The sequence below is a fragment of the Bacillus sp. FJAT-25509 genome (genome assembly GCF_001420605.1).
Taxonomy (GTDB): Bacteria; Bacillota; Bacilli; order Bacillales; family Bacillaceae_G; genus Gottfriedia.
The window spans coordinates 72,135-98,070 of the sequence record NZ_LJIZ01000018.1 but is presented as its reverse complement, the minus strand read 5'-3'; the positions used below and the strand labels follow the sequence as shown (position 1 = coordinate 98,070).

Here is a 25,936-nt window from a genome sequence, read left to right as displayed (position 1 = left end):
AATCCTGTCGAAAGTAGAGAGGGAAAATTTAAAACTTTGATAAATTAGGCGAGGGATAACCCAATTGACCGAAAATTGGAATAAATTGATAATAAATGTAGAAAGTAAATTTGATGTAAAGAGTTAAATATGAAGATAAAAAGTAGCTTACTATTTTATAAATCATAGATCTTTATTGAATTTTACTTTAGATAAATAAAGCCAGGAGGAAGAAGAATGGGGAAAAGAGTAAAGAAAAGTAAGTTTGTATCAGGCTTTACCGTATTAGCTCTATCATCTAGTGTTGTTGTTGCACCGATTGCACATGTAACAAATGTTTCAAAGGCAGCAGGGAATACGAAGACAGAAACAATACTTGCAAATTTAACTTCCCAGCAACGAGCTGCTTTAAAACAAATTACAACGAATGAAGCGACAGGGCTTCAAATCTCATCAGACATTGACCAAACGACTCCAAAACAAACTTCAGTCATTGTTGAGTTTGCAAATAAACCGGCGAAAGTGGCTCAAATTGAGGCGCAAGTAGATGGCAAATCATTAACCGAGGCACAAGCGGGGAAATTAGTTGATCAAGATCATTCTACTTTTAGTGCAGAAGTGGGACAAGTTCTTAAAGATGAAAATAATAAAAAGGTAGATTTTAAAATTAAGCATTCATATAAATCTGCATTTAACGGTGTTTCAATGAGTCTACCAGCAAACCAAATTAAGAATCTATTAAAATCAAAAGCAGTTAAAACTGTATGGAGTAATGAGAAGTTCTCAATTGACCCTCCAAAAGAATCGGATAAGAATAGCGAGTTAAAAGCAGACGAGTCTAAAGTAGCAAACTATACGCCATATGATGGCTTGGATAAGCTACATGCTGAAGGCTATACAGGAAAAGGTATTAAAGTTGGTATCCTTGATACAGGTATCGATTACAACCATCCAGATTTAAAAGGCGCTTTCAAAGGTGGATATGATTTTGTAGATAATGATAATGATCCAATGGAGACTACATATGCTGACTGGGTTAAAGCTGGTAAACCAGGATCTGCAAATGGAGCTGACTATTATACTGAGCATGGTACACACGTAGCTGGTATTATTGGTGGACGTGGTGCATCAGATAGTGAATACAAGCAGGTTGGTGCAGCACCAGAATCCGATATTTATTCTTACCGTGTACTTGGACCTGGTGGAGTTGGAACAAGTGAAGCAATCATCGCCGGTCTTGATAAAGCAGTAAAAGATGGTATGGATGTTATTAATATGTCATTAGGTGCATCGATAAATGATCCACTTTATGCAACTTCGATCGCGGTTAACAATGCTGTATTAAGTGGCGTAACGACTGTCGTAGCTGCAGGGAATGACGGAGACCAAATGGACACATTAGGTTCACCGGGAGCGGCTGCATTAGCATTAACTGTTGGAGCTTCATCAGTTGCAATTGATCTTTATCAATTTAACGGAACACAGGATGGAAACAAGTACAACTTTAGACAATTAGCTCAAAATTATTCAGATGATGTAACGACATTAAAAGGCAAAACTTATCAACTTGTTGACGTAGGTTTAGCAAATCCATCTAATTTCACGGGAAAAGATTTAAAAGGAAAGATTGCTTACATTCAACGTGGAACGATTGCATTGATTGATAAAATCAAAAATGCAAAAGCAGCAGGTGCTGTAGGTGTATTAATGGCAAATAACATTGATAACCAAAGTGAAGGTGCAATCCAAGCATACTTAGGTGAGTCGATAGACGCGATTCCTTCATTCTCAGTTTCATATGAAGAGGGATTAAAAATTACCGAAGCAGTTAAAGCTGGAAAAAATGAAGTTACTTTCGGTGATTATTCTAAGCTACAAACAGCTTCAGATGAATTAGCAACGTTTAGTTCAAGAGGACCATCACGTGTAAACTATGATATTAAGCCAGAAGTAACTGCTCCAGGTGTTTCGATTCTTTCATCTGTACCATTTTATGTAAATAACAAAACAGGTGATGGATCAAAACCTGAGGATTATAAGTATGCATATGAGCGTATGTCTGGAACATCAATGGCAACACCATATGTAGCTGGTGTATCCGCGTTATTACTACAATCAAATAAAGATTTACAACCAGAAGATATTAAATCCATCCTAATGAATACAGCTGATCCATTATCAAAAGCTTATAGCGTATTTGAAGTAGGTAGTGGACGTGTAGATGCATATGAAGCAATTCATTCAAATGTAGAATTAGAAGTGGTTGATAAAACACCAACGATTGTAAACGGCAAAGAAAAATTAATTAATGAGTTAACCGGTGGGATGAGCTTTGGTTCATTTGGATTTGATGGTAATGATATTGCTGATTCTCGTAACGTTACATTAAAGAATCGAAGTGAAAAAGCAAAAACATTTAGTGTTGACGTGAAATATCAAACTGGATTAAGAGGATCGAAGGATGCAGCTTCAAATAAGGTTACACTTTCAGGCCCTACATCAGTTAAGTTAAATGGTATTAGTTCGAAATCAATTAAGTTTAATTTAAACATTCCAAAAACTGCTGAAAAAGGAACATATGAAGGTTATGTTACATTCACGAATACTCAAGATCCAACTGAACAATATCAAATTCCGTTTGGTGTTCGTGTAGTTGAAGAGGGTATCCAATCATTTAATTTAATCAACCCACTTTATTCAAATAAAATTACGAATCCAACTTATGCGTACCCATTTATTGATGGAAGTGTTTCTATAAAAACACATATGAAATCATTAGATGTGATCGTTCAGGACCCTACAACTGGTCAAGACTTAGGTATTATTGGTTCATTTAATACATCGGTATTGAAAGAAGATGTCGTTTACAATATCGGTCGCCTTGTCGGTGGATATTACTTCCCATTCACTGGAGATGCGAAAAACCCGATTAGTAGTAAATATGAATTAATTAAACCAGGTCACTACAAATTAAGACTTGTTGGTGTGAGTGAAAGTGGAAAAACATTTGCTGAAGCTAGAGACTTTATGCTGGAATATGCTGTTCCTAATATGACTTCAAGCTTTGACAAGTTAGATCAAAAGGTTATCGAGTATAGTGATAGTCAACTAGATAAAAATGGACAAATGTTATATGACTTCAATATCAATGTAAATGACCCAGAAATCGATGAAGCGAAAAAATACGGTATTAAAGCGGATCAATCAGATAACACAATTGTTTACACGTATAATTCCTTCTTCCCATCATTGCCTATAAACGTAGATAAAAATGGTGATTATACTGATCAAATTTTAGTTGATAGTAAATATTCAGTATTGCCTTTAACATTCTATGGTATGGATGCAGCGTTAAATCCAACTGCTCAAATTAGAGTTGCTTTTGTAAAAAATACAACTCCGTATTATTACTTAAAAGCGAATAAGCAAAATATTGTACCTGGTGATACAGTAAATTACGCTGTTAAAGCAAATAATATTAGTAACTTAAAAACTACTAAATTAACGCTTCAATTGAATAATAATCAAGGAAGCATTGACAATATTCTAGTAAATGATGAAGTTAAAAAATATGGTGACGCACAAGTGACAGTAAAAACATCACCTACTACTTGGGACTATATTACACAATATGACTTTACTTTTACTTACTCAGGTTCAGCTAAGTTACCAGAGGACACTCAATTATTTAATTTCGATATTAAAACATTAGATAAATCATTTACAACAGGTTCAGCCATTAACTTCTCAGGTAATGGTGCGTCTACAATTGATACATCAAATGTTGAAACGAAAAATGTTTACACTTATATCGATGGTTATAATGTAAAACCAACAGTTTCAAAACTTACAGGTACACTTCAAGTAGAAGGAGCAAAAAACCCTGCAACAGGTGAAACAAACTATGCGATCGATCAAAGTAAAGTAGGTGCGAAAATTACATTAACATCTTATGATGGTAAAACTGTTTTACAAACACCAATCACATCAAAACAAGGTGATTATGCATTCGATGGTGTGAAATTAGACAGTAAACCTTACACTTTATCTGTTGATGTACCAGGACACTTTACAATGAATCAAAAAATGAATAATTTATTTGATAATATCCGAGGTGATTTAATTGGTAGGCAATTACGCTACTTATTAGATGTTGCACCTGCTGGTGATGCAAATAAAGACAATGTAATCGATGTATTAGATGCATTAGCTGTACAAACTTACTGGGGCACAAACAAAGCATCTGCTGACTTCAACTTTGATAAAGTAGTTGATGCGAAAGATATGGATTATGTAGTTAATAATTTTGGATTACAAAATTCAACTGTTTCAAATCCTCCTAAAGCAAAAAGTTCATATAAAGGTGCTACATTAGATAGTATCTTAGCAGATTTAGGCTTAAACAAATAATAAAAGCAGCCTTCTCCCGATTGTTTTTTGGGAGAAGGCTTTTTATTTTTAAATTACTTTTTTCAATCGTTTTCTTCCCCCTAAACCCTGCATTTAAAACACAATGGTAAATTTATACATAAAGAAATTCATTTCAGGTTAACTTAAAGGAATAAAGGATTTGTAGGGAGACTCTTTATGAATAAAAAGTTTATTTATTCAACGCATATTTATATATTGATGATTATGTCAACCGGATTTATGTTACATGTGTTTATCGTACCTAGTGTTTTGACATCAACTCATCGAGATTCTTGGATTACGGTTATTGCTAGCATTCTCCCTTTCATGATCTGGGCTGCTTTAGTTTTTTATTTGTATAAAAAGCTTAATAATGAAGATATTTTATCTCTAATATTTAAAGTTCTATACAAGCCAATAGCTTACATATTATTAGCTATTTTTGTAGTTTACTTTTTATTATCAGCCTTTGTTACTTTTCGATTTACACTAGTTTGGGCAAATACAAATTATACACAAGATATACCTAATATTGCCGTAGTACTATTAATTTCGCTAGTTTGCTTTTATGCTGTATTTAAAGGTATACGTTCAATTAGTACGATTGCATTTTTAGTTTTACCTCCAGTTGCTTTTTTTGGTTTTTTAGTTGGAATAGGGAATGGAAAGAACAAAAATTATGGATTATTATTTCCTATTTTTGAAAATGGATATCATGACATTTTTCATGGCTTTATTTATACATGCTCAGGTTTTTTTGAAATGATATTCATTTTATTTTTAAACTCCTTTTTAAAAGACAAACTAAAAGTAAAATGGTTAATGATCGTTAGTTTTATATTGTTAATATTAATTTTAGGGCCACTGACGGGAGCGATTACGGAATTTGGACCTATTGAAGCAGAAAAAATGAGAAATCCTGTTTATGAACAATGGAAACTTCTAACGATAGGAGTGAATATAACGAGGTTGGATTTTTTATCTATTTTTCAGTGGTTGTCAGGTGCATTTATTCGGATTAGTTTAAACTTATATATTGCAAATTACATCATCAATTATAGCGGAAGAAAAAAATGGATTTTACCAGTATTGTCACTTATTTTATTAGTAGCGGTAATGATTCCATGGAATGCAACATCATTTATTAACTTTTTACAATACTATTATTTTCCAATAAATTTAATCTTCTTATTATGCATGATGCTTATATTTTTAGTTATTTCAAAATTAAAAGGTGATTCAGCATGACAATAGATTCGACTACTTTAGAAAACCTCAATTTACTAGAATTTATGGAGTCTTTTAATCACTCGTCGGATATTGATTTCAGAACTAAATTATATAAAGAAGGGGCAAAATCTTATTATGTAATTATAATGTTTTGTCCAAATTTGATTGACATTCAATTTAGTAATCAAATTATTAATGACATTTTTAATGTTGTCCAAAAAGAAGAAAAATTCAATTTTGAGTTAATAAGTAATATAGTTGAGACTAAAAGGTTGAAAGAAGTATCTAATATTAAAAAAGAAGTCGAAGAAAATTTGTTTTCTGGGGATTTAGTAATATTTAGTTCTTATTTAAATGATGTTTTCTTTATTCAAGTAGCGAATCCTCCAAAACGGAACCCGGAGGAATCAAATTTAGAAACTTCAATTCGTGGGCCAAGAGATGGGTTTGTTGAAAATATTTCGGATAATATGGCTTTAATCCGACAAAGACTTAAGACTTCAACACTTAAAAGTGTTGAATATACAATTGGTGAACGAAGTCGTACAAAAGTTTTACTAGTCTATATGGAAGATATCATTAATCCTTCAATTCTTTCAGAGGTTAAACAACGTCTAAGTTCTATTAAAAAAGATGTAATCGTTAGTAGCTATGAAGTTGAAGAGGAATTATATGACCTACCATACTCGATTTTTCCACTTTTAGATAACATAGGTCGACCAGATTTCGTTGCACAATCATTAAATCAAGGTAGGTTTGCAGTTATTGTTGATGGCAATCCAAGTTGTTTAATAGGTCCAACCACCTTAAGTCAACTTGTTTATTCACCAGAAGATATACATGCAAGTTTATATTATATTAACATAGTAAGGTATCTTAGAATTTCTGCGATTATAACGACCATTTTCCTACCGGGATTATATATTGCAATGGTTACTTATCATATAGATCAATTACCATACCCATTTCTTGCAACGATTGCTATGTCTAGAAACGGTTTGCCATTTTCAGCTCCATTAGAAGCCTGCTTAATGTTAGTTTTTTTTGAATTATTTAAAGAAGCGGGAATTCGTTTACCGAAAGCAGTAGGACAAACTGTAGCTGTTTTAGGGGGGTTATTTATTGGTGATGCTGCGATCCGTGCAGGACTAACTTCGCCTTCTATGCTTGTTATAGTAGCTTTAACTGTTATTTCAGGTTATACATTAGTTAATCAAAATATTGCAGGAAATATTGTAATCCTACGATTTTTTATTTTATTTTTATCGTCTATTTTAGGTTTAATTGGCTTTTTTACTGGAATGTTTCTTTTAGCGACATTGATAGTTTCTTTAGAAAGCTTTGGACAGCCTTATATTACAATACTGTCTGTCCCAAGTATATCTGACTTTTTAAACGTAGTTATAAAAGTGCCTCAAAAGTTTAAACAGAAAAGAAATGAATCACTCCATCCAGTTGATAAAGACCGTCGCAGGAAGTGGAAAAAAAGATGAAAAAATTACTGATTTTTATGCTAATAGTTTTTCATTTATTCATTTTAACAGGATGTTGGGGAGATCGAACGATTATCGATCAAACATTAGTTACAAGTATGGGTATTGACTTTAAGGACGATCAGTACATTGTTACGATTCAAGCACTCAATTTTTCAAATATTGCTAAGCAAGAAAGTGCGGCATTACAAATACCTGCACCTCCATTAATCGGCCAAGCTACAGGTAAATCTATACAGGAAGCACTTACTAAAATCGATGTAAAATCACCAATTCCTTTATATTATGGTCATGTTAACAGTGTCGTCTTAAGTAAATCGGTTATTGAAAAAAAAATGAAAGAAGTTAATTCTTTCATCAGTGGAAGACCACTATTAAGATACACATTGTGGATTTATGGGACTGAACGAGATATAAAAGATATATTAATGAGTCAAAGCTTTTTTAATTTACCTTTTTTATATACTGTAGTGACTAGTCCAGCTGAAAGGAGTAGAGGAAGTTTTATTGTTTTAAGCATGCAATTTAATCAGTTTATTTCGAGATACACTCAACCTGTTGGAACATTATTGATACCTATATTAGATATGGAAGAAAAATATTTTACAGAAAAAGAAGCAGACAAGGTAGCTTATATAAAAGGTGCCTACATTTTATCGAAACAAAAATTTAAAGGACAAGTAACATTAAAAGATATAAAATCACTGAATTATATGCACCAGAAAAATTATAGTTTACCACTTATGCTTGAAAAAGATGATGTAAATTTGGAAGTTAGAAGTTCTAATAGTTCAGTTAAAGTTATAAAAGGTGGTAAGAAGCCAAAGTATATTATTAATGTAAAAACTAATGTAGCCATTGTACAGAATGAGAATGGTTTAAGTAGGAAGAAAATAGCTTCTGATATAGGAAAAAAAATGAAAAGTGATATTTTAAAAACGATAAAAAAAGGAGAAGAGCTTCATGTAGATCTCCTCAATATTTCAGAAAAGCCTTATCGATTTAATCGAAAAGAATGGGATATAAAAACGCTGAATGCACTTGATGTTAATTCGATAAAAGACATAAAAGTGAAAGTGCATATTATAGGTAGTAAAACGTATAAAAGATGAAAAGTGATAGTAAAAGAGAAAGAGCATAAAAAGAAGTTTATTTTTTATTAAAGAGACTTTTTTTATGCTCATTTTTACTAAAAATGAATTATGATAGAAATGGACTGAATAAAAGGAGAAAAGTTATGACTGAAGGAGTAAAAGATAATTGGTTTCCAGGGCGATGGTTAGGTGGGATCTCCTTAATTTTAGGTCCAATTTTTATGCTTACAGGTGTCATTTTAAGAAGTAGATTTCATTTCTTCTTCCCAGATCAGCTTGAAGCATATAAGACTTACCCAACTTTACTATTTTTATCTTATAGTTTTTTTATTGCGGGGAATGTCTTATTGTGGCCAGCAGTTATATCACTTTGTAAATTAATCAGTATAAAGAAGCCAAATTGGGCATTATGGGGTGGAAGTTTTGCGATATTTGGTCTTTTTGCTCGTACTTTTCATGCAGGAGTCGATCATCTAGCTTTTCAGTTGGTTCGAATTCTAGGTGTGGAGACCGCAACAAAAGTTATGGCGCAATCTTATGGAGCGTTTCATATATTCCATAGCCTATCCCCATTAATTATGTTTGGTTGGATTATTTTAGCCATCGGTTCATATCGAGCTAGAGTACTAGGGTTAATTCGCTCTATAATGTTAGGACTTATGAGTTCGCTGCCACTTGGTGTCTTAAAAGGTACAACCTCATTTTCAATTGTGGCTACATCGGCTCTTTGTATAGCACTTTTACCGATGGGTATAAGCGTATTAAAGGACGGACCAAGACCTAATTTAAAGAAAATACTTGGGTCAGTTTTATTAACGATTGTATTGTTAGTAGGTTTATTTGTAATCGGCGAGTTAGGTTAAAAGAATTAAAATAATCCCTATTTTTTTGGGAAGAGGTGAAGAAGTTGATTCTTGTAATTGGTGGAGCGCGTAGTGGAAAGAGTTCTTACGCAGAAAAAAGAATAAAAGAATTACAAACAAATTCAAATGATGTAGTCTATATTGCTACTGCCATACCATTTGACGGAGATATGAATGAAAGAATTAAAAGACATCAAGATGATCGTCGGATTGATTGGCATACTGTTGAGCGATATAAACAATTTAATCAATTAAAAATGGAAGAAGAATTTATACAATCCAAGTTTGTCATTTTAGATTGCATAACAGTTATGATTACAAATTTAATGTTTGATTCTTATACTGATGTTGATTTTGAGACGATGAATAATGAACAAATAAATAAACTAGAAGTAGATATAGAACATGAAGTGAACGAGTTGATAGACGTATGTGATCAGCATGGTAAAACATTGATAATTGTATCGAATGAGGTAGGTTATGGACTTGTTCCATCTTATCGACTAGGAAGGATTTTTAGAGATATTGCTGGGCGTATAAATCAAAAAATTGCTTTAAGAGCAGAAGAAGTTATACTCGTTACAGCTGGTTTACCATTAAGAATAAAGTAGGAGTACCGATATGAATCGATTTAAAATGATCCTCAGTTTTTTTTCAACCATCCCGGTTAAAAACTACGAGTTTATTGAAGCCGAACTAGGAAAAGGAATTAGAGTGGTTCCATTAGTAGGTGTGTTATTTGGTTTAATACTTGTTAGTTTGAATAGTGGAATTTCATTTGTTTTGGACAAAGAAACTAATGCATTTCTTATTCTACTAGTCTATTTATTCTTAACGGGTGGATTACATTTTGATGGAGTAGCTGACACATCAGATGGAATTTTTAGTCATCGTTCAAAAGAAAGAATACTAGAAATTATGAAAGATAGTCGGATTGGTGCATTTGGGGTAATTTCCTTAATTGTTTTATTTTTAGGAGATTGGTTATTTTTATCAAAGAGTACAACATTTGCTATTTTTTTATTTCCGATTATTGGAAGATGCATTGCCCTATTTACATGCAGAATAAGTACATATGCTAGAAATGAAGGATTTGGAAGTCAATTTATAATTGAAGCTAAAAAATCTAATTCATTATTTGTTCTAATTGTATATGTGTTACTCATTTGTGTAAGCAGTATTTTAATGAATGAAATAGCAATTATTCTTGCGGTATGTGTTACGTTTATTTTTATTACGGTCATTACGAAAAGAATCAATCAAAAACTAGATGGTATTACAGGAGATGTAATTGGATTTACGATTGAAGTTTCCCAATTATGCTTTTTAATTTTTGCTGTGATAGGTGAGAGATTGGTATGAGAATATTTTTAATTAGACATACAGAAAGCATTGGAAATAGACAAAAGGTTTATGCAGGAATGACTGATTTTGATTTAACAGAAAAAGGCTTAAGTCAAATACGTGGTGTGATTACCAAGTTTACAAAAATGATTGAGCCTACTTCACACTATTTTTTGTATTCTAGTCCACTTCGTAGATGTACTTTATTAAGTGATGCGATTGGAGAATTAATAGGAGAATCAAAAATAGTTGATCGTAGGTTACAGGAGACAAATTTTGGGCTGTTTGAAGGGAAAACATATACTGATCTTTTAAATGAAGTGCCTGAAGTTATAGAAAAGTGGAATGAAGATTTGATTCATTTTCAAATTCCAAATGGGGAAAGCTTAAAGCAGTGTGCAGAAAGAGTTAATACATTTTGTCATGACATTAGATTGAAAAACGAAGATGTAATAGTAGTATCACATGGGGGAATTATGAAGCTACTACTCCTAAATTTACTTAATTTAGATTTAAGTCATTTCTGGAAATTTTATACGAGCAACGGATGTATTATTGAAATTGAGTATAACGATGGTTTTGGATTTTTGAAAAATATCAATCAACTAAATAAAGAGGATGGGGAAACTTGAACACGAAAAAAATTGTTTTACTTTCATTATTTATTGCATTAAGTGCAGTACTGTCTAATATAAAAATATTCTATTCTATTGCATTTGATTCATTGCCGGCTTTTCTGGCAGCTATGTTGATTTCTCCAATTGCAGGAGGAATTGTAGGGGCACTAGGTCATCTTCTTACAGCAATTACTTCAGGTTTTCCATTTACAGTACCAGTGCATCTATTTATTGCTGTTCAAATGCTTGTGATTGTTTGGATTTTTGGCGTATTATTTAAAAAAATGAATCAATACATAGCCATGATAGTGGCAATTATTTTAAATGGTCCAGTGGCAACTTTATTAAGTGGTCTATTAATTGCTTATTTGAATCACTCCTTTACAGTTAAGACTGTTAGTAGTTTTTTTATCTTAATGGTTGTACCATTGACATTGGCTTCAGCGGCAAATATTGTTTTAGCATTTATACTTCAAAAGGTGATGAGACGTGCAAATTTCAAATTATAGGGACTTAACTTTAATGCATATAGATAAGGATCGTTATTTTACAATTGCTTGTGATAGCTGCGGTGGAATTGGGATGAGTGAGCTTGATTTAATAAAGGTTGATGAAGAAATTGTAGGATATTTAACGGCGAAATTATGTTTAGTTGAAACATTGGCATTTCGCGCTAAGCCAACTGTATTAATTAATACTTTATGTGTAGAAATGAACGGTAGAGGGAAGAGAATAATAAACGGGATTGAAAAAGCGATTAAAGAATATAATGAAGCTAATTTTTATGAAGACAACTTAGAAATAAATATTACTGGAAGTACAGAAGAAAATATCCCAACAAAACAAACAGGTTTAGGAATTACTTTAATGGGAGAAATTTATAATCCGCATAATAGGAAAGAAATCATTTCAGGGGATCTTGTAATATTAATTGGTTATCCAAAAGTAGGAAATGAAGTATTAGAGGATTTAAATGAAAATAAAAACGAGATCATTAATTTTAACTCATTAAAGCAATTAACAAAAAGCGAAGATGTCTCAGATCTATTACCAATCGGTTCAAAAGGAGTTCAATATGAATTGAATCAGTTGATGGAGACGAATCATATCGATATAAAATTATTGAATCAATCTAGTATTCCATTACATAAATCGGCAGGACCAGCGACATGTGCTTTAGCAATTATTAAAAAGGATGCGATTGACGGATTAAATAGGCAAATCTCGCAGCCAATCACTTTACTAGGTGAGATTTTTTAATAGTTTGAAATAAAATGATTGGAGATTTACAATGGCAGATGCTTTGAAAAATGTATATAACCACGATTTAATTTCAAAAATAGCAAACGAAATCCATATCGTTTATACAGATTTTAATAATGAAAATTTTATAGATAAAGTATTCAATGAAAGCTGGGAAGAAAAAACATTAAAGGAAAGAATGAGACATATTACGATTTGTTTAGGAGAGACACTTCCAAACAAATATGAAAAATCAATAGAGATTTTAAGTAGTATATTAGATAAATTTCCAAAGGGCCAATTAAGTAGTATTATTTTTCCTGATTTTGTTGAAGTGTATGGTCTAGTTCATTGGGAAAAATCAATAGAATCCCTAGAACTATTCACACAGCACTCAACATCAGAATTTGCTGTTAGACCGTTCATTGTACAAGACCAAGAACGAATGATGGCGCAAATGCTAAAATGGTCTACTCATCCAAATGAACATGTAAGAAGACTAGCAAGTGAAGGGTGCCGCCCAAAGTTACCTTGGGGAATGGTTCTAAAAAGTCTAAAAAAAGATCCAACTCCAATTCTTCCTATTCTAGAAAACTTAAAGGAAGACGAGTCATTGTATGTACGCAAAAGTGTAGCAAATAATTTAAACGATATTTCAAAAGATCACCCAACTTTAGTATTAAAGATTGCGAAAGAATGGTACGGTAAAAATCCCCATACCAATTGGATTATAAAGCACGCATGTAGAACGCTATTAAAAAAAGGTAATATAGAAGCTTTAACGATTTTTGGATTCGAAACGACAAAAGCAATTCATATAGACCAATTCCAATTACAATCAGACAAAATTGAAATTGGAGGAGACTTAAACTTTTCATTTGCGATTCATAGTAACGAACCGACTACCACCAAACTTAGAATCGAATTCGCAATTGATTACGTAAAGTCAAAAGGGAACCGTACAAGAAAAATCTTTAAAATATCCGAAAACACAATTGAAAATGACAAAACATTATCTTACAACAAAACACACTCATTCAAAAACTTATCAACAAGAAAACACTATCCAGGTCAGCATAGCATCACACTACTAATAAATGGAGTCGAAAGTGGAACTTATGACTTTACGGTAAAATAAAAAAGAGATTCCAATTTTTTTGGAATCTCTTTATATTTTCTAAAATCCAGCTTTCCAATCTTTTCTTCCACTTATCCCTGTCTCTTGTGCATCATCACATCTTCTGTTAAAGGAGTAAAGCCAAGTTTTTCTTGTAAAACACTTTTAGGAATTTGTGACTTAGTGATTGTAACTGCTGTAACTTTTCGATTGATGTTTTCATTATGGATGATCGACATTATATCATAAAAATAAGGTATAGCTGCTTCAGTATAAGCAACAGCTAAAATTTCTGAATACCCAGTATCTGGTCGTATTGTCATACCAAAATAGGCAATGACTTGATTTTCTAGTTTACATTCAACTGCATAGTCGAATTCAATTGATCCGTAGTATTCATTCATCATGACAATTTGCTCGTTTGTGAGAATTTGTTGCTTCATTTTTAAATCTTTCCAAACATTAAATTGAAATTGATCTTTTATTTCATACGAAAATCCAGGAATACTTTGGAGTGTTTTCATAAGTAGTGGATAATGCGCACCAACTAATTGAGAACGACTAGTAATGTTGAACCCTTTCAATAAGAAATAGTCTATTTGTTTTGCCCACTGTCCTCTAAATCGCTGTGCAAGTAATTTCCCACCATATTCCTTACTAACAGCAAATTGATAAACTCTTTCAAACAATTCATCTCGTACAGTATCCTCATATTCAGGCAATACCCATGGATAACCTAATGAAACAAATTCTCCTTTACCAGAGAAACTCATATAACCAACAAGCTGATCTCCGTCAAAAGCAAAGCATCTAGATTTTTCATTAAATTCAGATTGGTGTTCAAATAATTTTGGAGATAAAGTTGGTTTCCAAGCATATGGTAGAGATTCTGTCATCTTATTCCAAAAATCATACTGCAAATCAAGATCTGTTGGACTCTCATAAAAACGATAATCGATAGTCATATCAGTATCCTTTCCTAAATCGTACTAATTTTAATAGTATCAAATTAATTTGGATTTGAATGTTCAAGAATAGTTAATTTTACTAAAAAACAACAGTAACATTTAATAGGGTCAATTAAATAAATATCACATTAATTAAAGTATGATTTTATAGTCAGTCTGTTGCCTATAAAAAGAGCATTGAGTAAAATCAATGCTTCAGACTGTCTGGTAAATTGACTAAATCAATAAAAAACGAGCCTTTTAAAGATTCTAATTAAAGTTCATTATTCATACGTAATTTATTAATAATTACATATTTATAGTCCTTAAGGTAACGATATGAAAATGACCTACATTAGGAGGAGTAATAATGAGAGCTGTTACATATCAAGGGCATTATAATGTAAAAACGATTAAAGTAGATGCTCCAAAAATTCAGCATAGAGATGATGTTATAATTAAAATTACTTCAACAGCAATTTGTGGTTCTGACCTACATCTATATCAAGGAAATTTTCCAATAAAAGAAGGCTATATTATTGGACATGAGCCAATGGGAATAGTCGAAGAAATTGGCCCAGGTGTTACTAATCTAAAAAAAGGGGATCGAGTCGTTATTCCTTTTACAGTTGCATGCGGAACATGCCCATATTGTAATCATGGAATGCAAAGCCAGTGTGATAATTCGAATCCACATTATGATTCAGGTGGTTATTTAGGCTATACAGCAAAGTTCGGAGATTATCCAGGTGGACAAGCAGAGTATTTAAGGGTACCATTTGGCAACTATACACCGTTTAAAATACCAGAAAGCTGTGAGTTGGGTGATGATCATCTACTTTTTATGTCAGATGTTTTACCAACTGCATATTGGAGTGTTGAAAATGCAGGGGTCAAAGAAGGAGATACAGTCATTGTATTAGGATGTGGTCCAATTGGATTAATGGCTCAGCAGTTTGCTTGGAAAAAAGGCGCGAAAAGAGTTATTGCAGTAGATTATATCGATTATCGATTAGAGCATTCAAAAAAGATGAATAAAACTGAAATCTATAATTTTTCGAAAGATCCAGATATGGGTGAAACCTTAAAGGAAATAACAAAAGGTGGAGCGGATGTTGTAATTGATTGTGTTGGTATGGATGGGAAGAAATCACCGCTAGAATTCATTGAACAGAAATTAAAATTACAGGGTGGAACACTAGGACCAATTCAAATTGCTACAAAAGCAGTTAAAAAATGTGGAACTGTTCAAATCACAGGTGTTTATGGTGGGAATTATAATGCCTTTCCTTTAGGCGCATTTTTTAGTAGAAATATTAATATAAAAATGGGTCAAGCTCCGGCAAGACAATATATGCCATTCCTTTATGACCAAATAGTAAGTGAAAAGATTGACCCAACAAAAATTATTACACATAAATTGTCATTAGATGAAGCAGATCATGCTTATCATATTTTTAATAATAAAGAAGATAATTGTATTAAAGTGGTTTTGAAACCATAAAAAAAATGAGTTCAATAATTTGAACTCATTTTAGATTTATCTAGAGAGATATATTATTTTGCTTATAATCTAATTGTTTTGAATGAGACATTTTATAGGCCATCACGCCAAATAATACGCCCGCCAATCCTCTGAATATCGTTGAGAAAATCATCGCAATATTCATACTGAATGATTCAAGTAAAAAAACACCAAATTGTGGAGCGATGAAGGCAACAATTGAAAGTAAGAAATTATAATTAGCAATATAGGATGTGCGATGTTCTTCTTCAGTAGCCTCTAGTAAGCTATTAAATAATATTAAAACAGTACCAGATACAAAAAATCCTGATGTAAAGTTTACGATAAATAAGTATACATAATTTGTTGATAAAATATTTAAAATAGGTGCAGAGGCCATTCCGATCGAAATCCAAATTAGTAATTGAGTATTACTATAACGATTTGCCATTTTTGCCCACCAACGAAAGCTAACGATTTGTGAAAGTTGGTTGCTTACAGTAAATAAACTAATCCAAAAAGCAGTTGCATGAGCAAATCTTATTTGATAAATCGAAAATAAAGACCATGCCATTTGCCACGCGAAATTAAAAAACAGTGCACAAACTAAAAATGTGATATAGGGTTTATACTGAAAAAGATGTTTTGAAAAAGGAGAATAGTGATTAGAAATCTCAATTTTTTGTTTTTCCTCTTTATGTTTCAATATATAAAAAAACTCAATCATTCCAAATATAAATGCAAATAAAAAAAGTATTTGATAGGGAAGCGCACTTTTTGAGCTAATGGATTTCATACATATTCCTGCTACAAGCGTTACAATCATTCCCGTAAAGGTTAGTATTCTATTTCGGTTTCCAAAAAATGTATTTCGACGGTCTGCTGGGATTAAATCACCAATGAATGCTTGCCAGCTTAAATTTAGAAATGTACCTGGAAAATTCATTAATGCAATTAAAATAACAAAAAACCATGCGATATGCTCTGATTTAATAAATGGAAGAAAAACCATTATTAATAGAAAGAAACGCGTAAAGAAAATGGAGTAAGCAGTGAATTTTCTTTTTTCTTCTAACTTATTAACCATAAAAGCAGCTGGGAGCATTGCGGCCATTCCGACAATTGAAGGTAAGGAAGAAATTAAACCAACTTGATAATTGGTAGCACCTAAAATTGCAATAGCAAACAATATAAAATAGTTATTTGATAAACTGATTGCGATTGTAGATGCAGCTCCATTTTTAATGCTCTGGGATTCATTGTGTAGCACATCTTGTTTACTGTAAATCAACTGACGTTCCTTCTTCCTTTTTTAATCTCATAATTTTGATTAAATATTCGATTTTAAATTTTTAAATAATTCATTAGAACAATAGCATATTTATTCATTAAATTCTATGTTTTAGAACTAAGTTTTAATGTAAAATAATGGCTTTATTAAGAGTGGGAATTTCCAAAAATTAGTTATTTATTTCAGAGTTTAAAAATTGCATTTTACATTAATTTTTAATAAACTAAAATAATCTGTCTGATGTAATAAGAATCATATTTTAAACATATTAAATATTGGAAAGAACATTTTTTAATAGTTAAGCCATACTAATATTAGAATTGACGTAAAAATAATTTATTTATTTCATCGTCAATTTTTTATTGCACTTTAAGAAAGTATAAGTTGGCAGCGATGATGAGTAGTCGACGTAGTAGCCAATTCTAGGAATAAAGTATAAGTGCACCGTTTCTGACTTCCCTTTAAAGGCTGGCCAGTCGACAAGTTTTCTTTATTTACATATGAACAATATACGGCAAGGAGAAGAGACATATGTTTTCACCAGTTTACAAAGTAAATGATGATGGAGAAATTTACTTAAGTACGAAAGGCTTTTCAGTAACCTACGATCAATTTAAAGAGGATGAACAAGGAAACGCATATGTAATCGTAAAAAGCGATGAAGAACCTCTAATTAGAGTAAAACTACTTCTACATAATATCGGTAATGCAAAAACACCAGAATTAGAAGTAAAAAACAAATCTGGATTAGGTCAGGTGGAAATAAGATTACTTCGAGTAAAAATTAAAAAATTTAAAAATGGATGGGGAGCAAAAATTGCTCTATCAAATGGAGAAGTGACGATTAAAGGTGATATACCTAAACACGTCAAGATACAAGTAGTTCGAAAAGTTAAATTATCGTAACCTTTTTATTTAATAATAATTAATGAATTAGAGTTCCACTATTTTTGTACTTATTATGTTTATACGTTTATTTTTTTAAAAAACTAATTTATCGACTAATAGCCTGAGTTCTATATAAGAACTTGGGTTTTCTTTTAATCATCTTGAATAGTTATATATAATTTTGTACAATAACCTTTTATTTTAGAAAAATGAATAATCAACTTAAAATATTCAGAATGTAGTATATAAAAAAGGTTTTTATGAAGCTTCAAAGTATATGTAAAGATTAAAATAAAAAAAATATTTTCTAATAGACTTTCTTAATGATAATATTTTAAAAAATGAGTAGTAAGATAGAATCCCAAATTGAATAAAAATGAATATTTATTGTATATAACTAAACTGTTATTTAAGGATGTGAAAGAAATTAATATTGAAAATATAGAAGCGTTTATCCATGTAATTCATTTTGGTAGCTTTAACAAAGCTGCAGAATCACTTTTTCTGTCACAACCAACTGTTACAGCTAGAATTCAATCGTTAGAAAGAGAATTAAATTGTCAGCTTTTTCACCGTTCCGGTAAACAAGTTAATATCACAGAAGAGGGTAAGCGCTTCTTACCGTATGCTCAACAATTAGTTCATATATACGAAAAAGGGAAGATGCACATTAATCAAAAAAAATCCCACAATAATGAATTGAAAATTGGGTGCACTGTTTCGGTTTCAAACTATGTTATTTCAGAAATTCTGCCAAAACTTTCGGTAAGTAATGAAGATTTACATTATAAAGTTATTACAGGTAAGAGTGATGAATTAATTAATAAAGTATTAAATAATGAAATTGATATAGGTTTTGTTCGGAAAACTAGTCACCCTAGCCTACAATCAATTAAATTATTCGAAGATCCAATTACGCTTTATGTTTATAAAGATCATCCGTTTATTTCAAAAAAATCGATCACAATTCAAGATATCGCTCAGGAAAATCTTATTTTCTTTGAATGCGGTTCATTAGACTGGCTTAGAATTCATCGTTTATTTGAAAATCTAGAAGCCCCTCCAAATATAAGGATTCATACTGATAGTTCGGAGATGGCAAAAAAACTTATTATAGAACAATTTGGAATTGCTTTCTTGCCTAGTATTAGTGTGAAAAAAGAAGTTAAAGAAGGAATATTATTTCCAATACATATTGAAGAAACAAAGGGAATTTTTCTTCAAACAAATATTTTCTGTAATCGTGGAGAATATACAGAATTAATGAATGAAATAGTTGAATTAAGCAAAGAGTTGGTGAAATAGCCAACTCTTTTTTCTTTTATTTCAAGCAAAAAAATATAAAGAAATATAAGAATTGGGGGTATCCTCAATTGACAATCAACTAGATCGTGCTTAAGGGAACAATAAAGCTAATTCAAATATTTAATAAAACGATAGAAAAGTTCTATTGGAAATTACGTTGACTAAATATTCTGTCAGTGATAAAGTTTATAACAATTAATTCCTAGTTAACCTATAAGGAATATTGGTTTTTAAAAAGGAGGGTAACACGTTGAAGGATATTGTCATTATCTCTGCTAGCTCATCACCAAACTCAAGATTGAATGGCATACTCCAATTTGTAAAAGAAAAGTGGACTAATGAAGGTATTAAAGTATGCCAAGTAAATATTGGGGATTTGCCAACGGAAGCTTTAATTAAGAGCGATTTTAATAATGAAGAAATTAAAGAAGCCCTTAATAAAATTGAGAATTCGATCGGTGTTGTTATTGCAGGACCAGTCTATAAGGCCTCCTATTCAGGTTTATTAAAAATATTTTTAGACTTAATTCCTCAGAATGGCTTGAAAAATAAAGTTGTCCTTCCTATCTTCATCGGTGGAACAATTGTCCATTTACTCAGTTTAGAATATGCATTAAAACCAGTTCTCTCTGTTCTTGGGGGAAATCATTTTGTTACTGGTGTTTATGCAATTGATGATTGGGTAATAAGAGATTATCAAAATCATTTTTCATTATCTAATGAATTAACAGAGAGATTAAATAAAGCAACTGAAGAATTATCAGAAGAGTTAATTTGGCTAGCAGTAAGACCCTAAAAAAATTATTCAGAAATGAGGAATTGAGAATGAAAAAGTTTGTGATTACACTTGTATCCTTGGCAGTCGTAGTTTTAATTATTACATTTGCTTTAAAAAATAAAGATAAAGAGGCAGCAACAGCTACTAGTTCAAAAGTTCAAAGAATTGTTGTAGGTACTGGTACACAATTTCCAAATGTGTGCTTTATCGATAAGGATGGAAATCTAACTGGCTTTGATGTTGAACTTGTAAAAGAAATTGATAAAAGATTGCCAGAATACAAGTTTGATTTAAAAACATATGAATTTTCGAGCTTATTGTTAAGTCTAGAAACTAAGAAAATAGATTTTGTTGCTCATGAAATTGAAAAAAATCCAGAGAGGGAAGAGAAGTATTTATTTAACAAAGAAGCTTATGCGCATTGGAAAAATAAAATCGTTGTTGCAAAAGGTAATAATTCAATTCAATCAATTGACGACTTAAAAGGCAAAAAGGTATTAACATCCGCTACAAGTGCAGAAGCACAAATTCTTGAAAATTATAATAAAGAGCATAATAACGCAATTAAAATTGTTTATCAGAATGGTGGAGCAAATGATACTGTACAACAAATTACTTCAGGCCGTGTAGATGCTACAGTTGCTGCAGATTTTACCTTATCTTTGATTGACCCAAAAGGTGAGTTGAAAACAGTAGGGCCAGCATTGACTGAGGCTGATGTATTATTTGCCTTTAGAAAAAATGATGCAAAAGATCAAAAATTAGCAGGCGCAATTGACGAAGCACTATTAAAAATAAAAGCTGACGGAACACTTGCTAACTTAAGCAAAAAGTGGTTAGGTGCTGATTTTACAGAAAATTAAAGCTAAAACCAAAGGGTGAGAAGGAATGGGTGCTGATTTTAAAGCTGGATTAATCTTCGAATATTTTATTAAATTACTACCTTTTATAAAGATTTCGTTAATCATTGTAGGGAGTTCTATTTTAGTAGGGTTAGGTGTTGGCTTACTTATAGCCTTACCTAGAATGTATAAGGTACCAATTTTTCAAAGAATCTCGCAAATATATGTTTCGTTTTTTAGAGGAACTCCAATTTTAATTCAATTATTTTTAATTTATTATGGCGTACCTGAGTTATTAAAGCTAGTAGAAGTAGATGTTAGTAGAATTGATGTTTTATATTTTGTCATTTTAACATACGGATTACACAGTGCAGCCTTTATTTCAGAAGGTATTCGTGCATCAGTTAGTGCTGTAGATAGAGGGCAAATTGAAGCGGCTTATTCTGTTGGAATGGATGGATATCAGGCCTTTAAGAGAATCATAGCACCACAAGCATTCGCTATATGGATCCCGATTTTAGGAAACTTATTAATAGGAACACTAAAAGATACATCATTAGCATTTACTCTAGGGGTAATGGAGTTAACAGGGCAATCACAAACATTAGGTTTACTAAATCGTCATTTTATTGAATCCTATCTTGCACTTGCTCTCGTTTATTTTATTTTAAGTGTCTTTCTTGAAAAAGGATTTATCTTATTAGAAAACCGGTTTGGAAAATATGAAAGAACAAGTGTTGAAAAGAAAGAAAAAACTTTTAAAATCCGTAACTTATTTGGAAAAATGAATCGCGATGTCGTTGTTGTGAAAGAAGGTACGAGATTATGAAACTAGATTTCTCATTTATTTGGGAGGCATTTATACAAATACTACCTGCAATTCCAACTACACTTTTTATAACTATTTTGTCAGTACTTATTGGGTTTGTGATAGGAACTTTTACGGCTATTGTTCGTATTTATAAGGTTCCAATATTGAGTCAGGCAGCATCTAGTTACGTTACGATTATTCGAGGAACGCCGATGATTACACACTTGTTAATTATTTATTATTCAATCTCAATGCTATTAGATTCACTTGCTAAACATTATCATTTTGCTTTTAATTCATCATCAATTCCTATGACAGCTTTTGCAATTATTTCCTTTTCTATTACAGCAGGTGCGTATTTATCTGAAGTGGTTAGAGCTGGAATTACCAATATCAATCGAGGACAAATTGAAGCTGCTTATTCAGTTGGTATGACAACAACACAAGCACTAAAAAGAATTGTATTTCCACAAGCCTTCGCTGTAAGTTTACCAAATTTATCAAATACATTTATTGGAATGCTGCATGGATCAACTTTGGCCTTTATTGTTTCTGTTGTAGATATAAACGCAAAGGCACAAATTGTAGCTTCTACAAATTGGAAGTTTTTTGAGGCATATATTGCAGCTGCACTAATTTTCTGGGGAATTACATTAGTCATTGAAAGAATGACAAGTTTATTAGAGAAGAGATTTAGCGTCTTTAGTCGAGGGGGAGTGAAATGATTACTTTAACGAATGTAACAAAGTCCTTTGGAAAAAATCATGTGTTAAAAGGTATAGATTTAACAGTTAATAAAGGAGAAGTCGTCGCAATTCTAGGTCCTAGTGGATCAGGAAAAACAACTTTACTTCGTTGTATAAATTATTTAGAGAAACCAAATAAAGGAAAAATTACAATAGACGATTTTAAAGTAGATTTTAGTCAAGCTTCAAAGACCGAAATTCTTTCATTGCGCCAGAAAACAGCTATGGTATTTCAACAATTTAATTTATTTAAAAATAAAACAGTTGTTGAAAATGTAATGGAAGGATTAATAGTAGCTAAAAAATGGTCTAAGGAAGCAGCATACAAAAAAAGCGCTGAATTACTTGAGAAAGTAGGCTTAGGAAACAAGTTAGATTCTTACCCTCTACAGTTATCCGGCGGACAGCAGCAAAGAGTAGGAATTGCTCGGGCGCTTGCTTTAAATCCAGAGGTCATTTTATTCGACGAACCAACCTCTGCTTTAGACCCTGAATTAGTAGGTGAAGTACTAGCAATTATACGAAAAATAGCAAAAGAAGGAATTACAATGATTATCGTCACACATGAAATGGCATTTGCTAGGGATGTTGCTAATCATGTTGTGTTTATGGACGGCGGCATAATTGTTGAAGAAGGGAATCCCAAGGCTATCTTTCAATCACCTAAAGAAGAAAGAACAATTCAGTTTTTAAAACGATTTTCAGAGGAAGACATGTACTATATTTAAAAAAATGGAGGAAAGAATATGGGACTTAAATATGGATTCTTAGATCAAAGTATTATTTTTCCTGGTCAAACTGCAAATGAAGTACTTATAAACACTATAAATCTAGCAAAAGAAGCTGAAAGATTAGGATTTAATCGATTTTGGGTATCAGAGCACCACAATTCACAAGGAATTGCTGGGTCATCTCCAGAAGTGCTTGTTTCACATATTCTTGCTAAAACTGAACGGATTTCTGTTGGTTCAGGTGGGGTAATGTTACAGCATTATAGTCCGTATAAAGTAGCAGAAAACTTCAATGTATTAGCTAATTTGTCACCAAATAGAGTAGAGCTTGGCATAGGAAGAGCACCGGGCGGATTTCCAAAATCTAGCCAAGAGCTCCAAAAAAACTTGAAAGAACCTCAATCTCTTGAAGAGAAAATTGATGAACTAGAAAATTTTTTATATCAGGATGCATCAGAAGTAAGTTCGTTTGACTCTTTACAAGCTTCACCATTACCACAGATTAGAGTTCCGCTATTTTTATTAGGAACGAGTGTATCAAGTGCAAAATTTGCAGCTAAAAAGGGCTATCCATATGCATTTGCATTATTCATAAATAATGACCCAGTGGCAGCAAAAGAAGCGATCGTTGCTTATAATAATTCCTTTAATCATCAAAGTGGTCGAAAACCAAAGTTTATTTTAGCCTTGTCTACGATTGTGACTGAAACCGAAGAGGAAGCACTAAAATTATCCGATCAATTACAAACTGTGCGAGTTACATTAGGGAATGGGCAAATTGTAAATGTCGGCACGCTTGAGCAAGCAGAAATTTACGCAAAACAAGCTGGCCAAACCTATACTACAGAAGTTAAAGAGGCAGACGTTCTTAAGGGAACAAAAGAAACTTTTCAAAAAAGAGTTTTTGAATATCAAAAAGAATACGGTATTGATGAATTTATTTTCACATCATTAATTCCAAATTTTGAACGGAGAGTTCGTTCGCTGCAATTAATTAAAGAGGCTTTTACAGAAATAACGGTTTGACTTAACAGTTTAGGAGTTGAAAACCATGAAATTTGAACTATCTGAAGCGCTACTTGAAAAGCTAATTCAAATAAGAAGGAGTTTACATTCAATTCCAGAGTTAGCGTTTGAAGAATATGAAACAACAGCCACACTTGTTCAACTTTTAACAGAGTATAACATACGAATCCTGTCTTTACCTTTAAAAACAGGTCTTGTTGCAGAAATCGGTGATGATCGAAAAGGTCCTACCATCGCAATTAGGGCAGACATTGATGCACTTCCAATTCAGGAGGAAACAGGATTACCTTTTTCATCAAAAAATCCAAATAAGATGCACGCTTGTGGACATGATTTTCATACAGTTGCAATTTTAGGTACAGCTATTTTATTAAAGCAAATAGAAAATGAGTTACCCGGGAAAATACAAATCATTTTTCAACCCGCAGAAGAAATTGGTAAAGGTGCATTAGAAATTATTAAAACAAATGTACTAAAAGATACAAAAGTGATTGTTGGTATGCATAATAAACCTGATTTAACAGTTGGAACCATTGGGATAAAATCAGGTCCTTTAATGGCAGCTGCTGACGGATTTACTGTTGAAATAAATGGGAAATCGAGCCATGCAGCGGTACCGGAAGCAGGGCTTGATTCAATCCTTACTGCATCACATATTGTTACGTCACTTCAATCGATTGTGAGCCGTAATATTAGTCCACTTGAAAATGGAGTTGTAAGTGTAACAAAATTCAATAGTGGGAAAGCATCGAATGTGATCGCTGACAAAGCGGTTTTTAGTGGAACGGTTCGTACTTTTAAGAAGGAAGTCAGAGAGACCATTCAAAATCGATTAAATGAAATAAGTAAGTCTGTTGGTGATGCTTTTAGAACGGATGTTCATACAATTTGGAATCCTGGTCCACCTCCTGTTGTTAATGATGAAAAATTTGCCGGAATTGCAAGAGATGTAGCAACTAAACAATACTTACGTGTAATTGAACCGTCTGTATCTGCAGCAAGTGAAGATTTTTCCTTTTATTTAGAAGAGATTCCAGGTTTATTCGTATTTTTTGGAACTTCAGGAAAATATGAGTGGCATCATCCTAAATTTGATCTAGATGAGAAAGCAATCCCGCTAAGTATTCGATTTTTTACAGATTTTTCTATCACGATACTGAATGAACTTTCAAAAAGTGTAGTCAAAATATAGGAGGAAATAGATGAGTACTTTATCAATTGAATTAAGTGAATTTAATCAACTTTATGATTTACTGTCGCAAAAAACTTTCAATCTTCCAAAAGAGAAACTGCATTGGAAGAAAAATGAAAGATCGTGGAGTATTGTAGAAGTGTTAACTCATTTATTAGATCATGCATTTGTAGTGAACTTTCGACTAAGGGAAGTTTTAGCTGGATCAAGTGTTCAATTACCTGCTTTTAATCAAGATAAATGGATTGCAGGGCAATATGCAAACGATGGAAATATTGCAGACGTACTAGAAACATATCGCATTATTTTATATTACAATAGTCAATTGCTTAAAAGACTAACAAGTGATGATTGGAAGAAAAGCGGAATAAACCCTCAAAATGCAATCGTTACAGTTGAAGACATAATTAAATCTTTTATTTCACATGTTCATCTTCATTTAAAACAAATACAACGTATTTTGTATGAATACAGCTTAGTTTAATT

Annotated in this window: 24 protein-coding genes; 22 read left to right on the top strand and 2 right to left on the bottom strand. The window is 32.0% G+C overall.

Annotation, left to right across the window (positions count from 1 at the left end; genetic code table 11):
* Positions 1 to 216: 216 nt before the first annotated feature.
* The 11 genes from AN960_RS11880 (at position 217) to AN960_RS11830 (ending at position 13,410) form a co-directional block, all read left to right on the top strand.
* A complete protein-coding gene (locus AN960_RS11880) occupies positions 217 to 4,389 on the top strand; it encodes a S8 family serine peptidase (protein ID WP_056471462.1) in 4,173 nt (1,390 codons plus the stop codon).
* A 177-nt stretch (positions 4,390 to 4,566) separates the two neighbouring features.
* A complete protein-coding gene (locus tag AN960_RS11875; RefSeq protein WP_056471459.1) occupies positions 4,567 to 5,637 on the top strand; it encodes a GerAB/ArcD/ProY family transporter in 1,071 nt (356 codons plus the stop codon).
* The gene (locus tag AN960_RS11870) at positions 5,634 to 7,112 is read left to right on the top strand and encodes a spore germination protein (protein ID WP_056471455.1); all 1,479 of its coding nucleotides are present in this window, start codon (positions 5,634 to 5,636) and stop codon (positions 7,110 to 7,112) included. Before AN960_RS11875 ends, AN960_RS11870 begins: the two co-directional genes overlap by 4 nt.
* A complete protein-coding gene (locus tag AN960_RS11865; protein ID WP_056471452.1) occupies positions 7,109 to 8,224 on the top strand; it encodes a Ger(x)C family spore germination protein in 1,116 nt (371 codons plus the stop codon). The genes AN960_RS11870 and AN960_RS11865 overlap by 4 nt, the downstream gene beginning before the upstream one ends.
* A gap of 125 nt (positions 8,225 to 8,349) precedes the next feature.
* The gene (locus AN960_RS11860) at positions 8,350 to 9,069 is read left to right on the top strand and encodes a hypothetical protein (RefSeq protein WP_056471449.1); all 720 of its coding nucleotides are present in this window, start codon (positions 8,350 to 8,352) and stop codon (positions 9,067 to 9,069) included.
* 44 nt (positions 9,070 to 9,113) lie between these two features.
* Positions 9,114 to 9,680 (top strand): bifunctional adenosylcobinamide kinase/adenosylcobinamide-phosphate guanylyltransferase, encoded by a 567-nt coding sequence (gene cobU, locus AN960_RS11855; protein WP_216600076.1) that lies wholly within the window; start codon positions 9,114 to 9,116, stop codon positions 9,678 to 9,680.
* Between the two features lie 10 nt (positions 9,681 to 9,690).
* Entirely contained in the window at positions 9,691 to 10,431 is a 741-nt protein-coding gene (gene cobS, locus AN960_RS11850) for an adenosylcobinamide-GDP ribazoletransferase (protein WP_056471443.1), read from the top strand.
* Entirely contained in the window at positions 10,428 to 11,045 is a 618-nt protein-coding gene (locus AN960_RS11845) for a histidine phosphatase family protein (protein WP_056471441.1), read from the top strand. Before cobS ends, AN960_RS11845 begins: the two co-directional genes overlap by 4 nt.
* Positions 11,042 to 11,539, top strand: a complete 498-nt coding sequence (locus AN960_RS11840; RefSeq protein ID WP_056471438.1) for an ECF transporter S component — start codon at positions 11,042 to 11,044, stop codon at positions 11,537 to 11,539. Before AN960_RS11845 ends, AN960_RS11840 begins: the two co-directional genes overlap by 4 nt.
* Complete coding sequence (locus AN960_RS11835; RefSeq protein ID WP_056471435.1) at positions 11,520 to 12,290, top strand: hypothetical protein; 771 nt, start codon at positions 11,520 to 11,522, stop codon at positions 12,288 to 12,290. Before AN960_RS11840 ends, AN960_RS11835 begins: the two co-directional genes overlap by 20 nt.
* A gap of 31 nt (positions 12,291 to 12,321) precedes the next feature.
* Positions 12,322 to 13,410 carry a DNA alkylation repair protein gene (locus AN960_RS11830; RefSeq protein WP_056471432.1) on the top strand — a complete coding sequence of 363 codons (1,089 nt, stop codon included), beginning with the start codon at positions 12,322 to 12,324 and terminating at the stop codon, positions 13,408 to 13,410.
* A gap of 71 nt (positions 13,411 to 13,481) precedes the next feature.
* Here the strand turns inward: AN960_RS11830 and AN960_RS11825 are convergent, their stop codons facing one another.
* Positions 13,482 to 14,354: a hypothetical protein gene (locus tag AN960_RS11825; protein ID WP_056471429.1), complete on the bottom strand. Its 873-nt coding sequence runs from the start codon at positions 14,352 to 14,354 to the stop codon at positions 13,482 to 13,484.
* A 352-nt stretch (positions 14,355 to 14,706) separates the two neighbouring features.
* On the opposite strand from AN960_RS11825, the gene AN960_RS11820 reads away from it, so the two are divergent.
* Positions 14,707 to 15,840, top strand: a complete 1,134-nt coding sequence (locus AN960_RS11820) for a zinc-dependent alcohol dehydrogenase (RefSeq protein WP_056471426.1) — start codon at positions 14,707 to 14,709, stop codon at positions 15,838 to 15,840.
* A 40-nt stretch (positions 15,841 to 15,880) separates the two neighbouring features.
* Here the strand turns inward: AN960_RS11820 and AN960_RS11815 are convergent, their stop codons facing one another.
* Entirely contained in the window at positions 15,881 to 17,131 is a 1,251-nt protein-coding gene (locus tag AN960_RS11815; RefSeq protein WP_286131706.1) for an MFS transporter, read from the bottom strand.
* 531 nt (positions 17,132 to 17,662) lie between these two features.
* On the opposite strand from AN960_RS11815, the gene AN960_RS11810 reads away from it, so the two are divergent.
* The 10 genes from AN960_RS11810 to AN960_RS11765 all read left to right on the top strand — a co-directional run bounded on the left by AN960_RS11810 (position 17,663) and on the right by AN960_RS11765 (position 25,934).
* Complete coding sequence (locus AN960_RS11810) at positions 17,663 to 18,037, top strand: hypothetical protein (RefSeq protein WP_056471423.1); 375 nt, start codon at positions 17,663 to 17,665, stop codon at positions 18,035 to 18,037.
* A gap of 348 nt (positions 18,038 to 18,385) precedes the next feature.
* Positions 18,386 to 19,324: a LysR family transcriptional regulator gene (locus AN960_RS11805; RefSeq protein ID WP_286131705.1), complete on the top strand. Its 939-nt coding sequence runs from the start codon at positions 18,386 to 18,388 to the stop codon at positions 19,322 to 19,324.
* 250 nt (positions 19,325 to 19,574) lie between these two features.
* A complete protein-coding gene (gene ssuE / locus AN960_RS11800; RefSeq protein WP_056471420.1) occupies positions 19,575 to 20,120 on the top strand; it encodes an NADPH-dependent FMN reductase in 546 nt (181 codons plus the stop codon).
* 29 nt (positions 20,121 to 20,149) lie between these two features.
* On the top strand, positions 20,150 to 20,965 hold the full coding sequence (locus AN960_RS11795; protein ID WP_056471417.1) for a transporter substrate-binding domain-containing protein: 816 nt from the start codon (positions 20,150 to 20,152) through the stop codon (positions 20,963 to 20,965).
* A 25-nt stretch (positions 20,966 to 20,990) separates the two neighbouring features.
* Positions 20,991 to 21,773 (top strand): amino acid ABC transporter permease, encoded by a 783-nt coding sequence (locus AN960_RS11790; protein ID WP_056471415.1) that lies wholly within the window; start codon positions 20,991 to 20,993, stop codon positions 21,771 to 21,773.
* Entirely contained in the window at positions 21,770 to 22,480 is a 711-nt protein-coding gene (locus AN960_RS11785) for an amino acid ABC transporter permease (RefSeq protein WP_056471412.1), read from the top strand. The genes AN960_RS11790 and AN960_RS11785 overlap by 4 nt, the downstream gene beginning before the upstream one ends.
* Positions 22,477 to 23,229 carry an amino acid ABC transporter ATP-binding protein gene (locus AN960_RS11780; protein ID WP_056471409.1) on the top strand — a complete coding sequence of 251 codons (753 nt, stop codon included), beginning with the start codon at positions 22,477 to 22,479 and terminating at the stop codon, positions 23,227 to 23,229. The genes AN960_RS11785 and AN960_RS11780 overlap by 4 nt, the downstream gene beginning before the upstream one ends.
* 18 nt (positions 23,230 to 23,247) lie before the next feature.
* On the top strand, positions 23,248 to 24,258 hold the full coding sequence (locus AN960_RS11775; protein ID WP_056471406.1) for an LLM class flavin-dependent oxidoreductase: 1,011 nt from the start codon (positions 23,248 to 23,250) through the stop codon (positions 24,256 to 24,258).
* 25 nt (positions 24,259 to 24,283) lie between these two features.
* Positions 24,284 to 25,450 carry an amidohydrolase gene (locus tag AN960_RS11770; RefSeq protein WP_056471403.1) on the top strand — a complete coding sequence of 389 codons (1,167 nt, stop codon included), beginning with the start codon at positions 24,284 to 24,286 and terminating at the stop codon, positions 25,448 to 25,450.
* Positions 25,451 to 25,460: 10 nt separating this feature from the next.
* Positions 25,461 to 25,934, top strand: coding sequence for a DinB family protein (locus AN960_RS11765; protein WP_056471400.1), 474 nt, complete (start codon positions 25,461 to 25,463; stop codon positions 25,932 to 25,934).
* Positions 25,935 to 25,936: the final 2 nt, after the last annotated feature.

What these genes read in the sequence shown, in the direction of transcription:
- AN960_RS11795 (WP_056471417.1), top strand. Translation starts at nt 20,150, where the DNA reads ATGAAAAAGTTTGTGATTACACTTGTATCCTTGGCAGTCGTAGTTTTA.
- AN960_RS11765 (WP_056471400.1), top strand. Translation starts at nt 25,461, where the DNA reads ATGAGTACTTTATCAATTGAATTAAGTGAATTTAATCAACTTTATGAT.
- AN960_RS11875 (WP_056471459.1), top strand. Translation starts at nt 4,567, where the DNA reads ATGAATAAAAAGTTTATTTATTCAACGCATATTTATATATTGATGATT.
- AN960_RS11825 (WP_056471429.1), bottom strand. Translation starts at nt 14,354, where the DNA reads ATGACTATCGATTATCGTTTTTATGAGAGTCCAACAGATCTTGATTTG.
- cobS (WP_056471443.1), top strand. Translation starts at nt 9,691, where the DNA reads ATGAATCGATTTAAAATGATCCTCAGTTTTTTTTCAACCATCCCGGTT.
- AN960_RS11775 (WP_056471406.1), top strand. Translation starts at nt 23,248, where the DNA reads ATGGGACTTAAATATGGATTCTTAGATCAAAGTATTATTTTTCCTGGT.
- AN960_RS11790 (WP_056471415.1), top strand. Translation starts at nt 20,991, where the DNA reads ATGGGTGCTGATTTTAAAGCTGGATTAATCTTCGAATATTTTATTAAA.
- AN960_RS11830 (WP_056471432.1), top strand. Translation starts at nt 12,322, where the DNA reads ATGGCAGATGCTTTGAAAAATGTATATAACCACGATTTAATTTCAAAA.
- AN960_RS11870 (WP_056471455.1), top strand. Translation starts at nt 5,634, where the DNA reads ATGACAATAGATTCGACTACTTTAGAAAACCTCAATTTACTAGAATTT.
- AN960_RS11810 (WP_056471423.1), top strand. Translation starts at nt 17,663, where the DNA reads ATGTTTTCACCAGTTTACAAAGTAAATGATGATGGAGAAATTTACTTA.
- AN960_RS11880 (WP_056471462.1), top strand. Translation starts at nt 217, where the DNA reads ATGGGGAAAAGAGTAAAGAAAAGTAAGTTTGTATCAGGCTTTACCGTA.
- AN960_RS11780 (WP_056471409.1), top strand. Translation starts at nt 22,477, where the DNA reads ATGATTACTTTAACGAATGTAACAAAGTCCTTTGGAAAAAATCATGTG.
- AN960_RS11820 (WP_056471426.1), top strand. Translation starts at nt 14,707, where the DNA reads ATGAGAGCTGTTACATATCAAGGGCATTATAATGTAAAAACGATTAAA.
- AN960_RS11865 (WP_056471452.1), top strand. Translation starts at nt 7,109, where the DNA reads ATGAAAAAATTACTGATTTTTATGCTAATAGTTTTTCATTTATTCATT.
- AN960_RS11785 (WP_056471412.1), top strand. Translation starts at nt 21,770, where the DNA reads ATGAAACTAGATTTCTCATTTATTTGGGAGGCATTTATACAAATACTA.
- AN960_RS11860 (WP_056471449.1), top strand. Translation starts at nt 8,350, where the DNA reads ATGACTGAAGGAGTAAAAGATAATTGGTTTCCAGGGCGATGGTTAGGT.
- AN960_RS11770 (WP_056471403.1), top strand. Translation starts at nt 24,284, where the DNA reads ATGAAATTTGAACTATCTGAAGCGCTACTTGAAAAGCTAATTCAAATA.
- AN960_RS11845 (WP_056471441.1), top strand. Translation starts at nt 10,428, where the DNA reads ATGAGAATATTTTTAATTAGACATACAGAAAGCATTGGAAATAGACAA.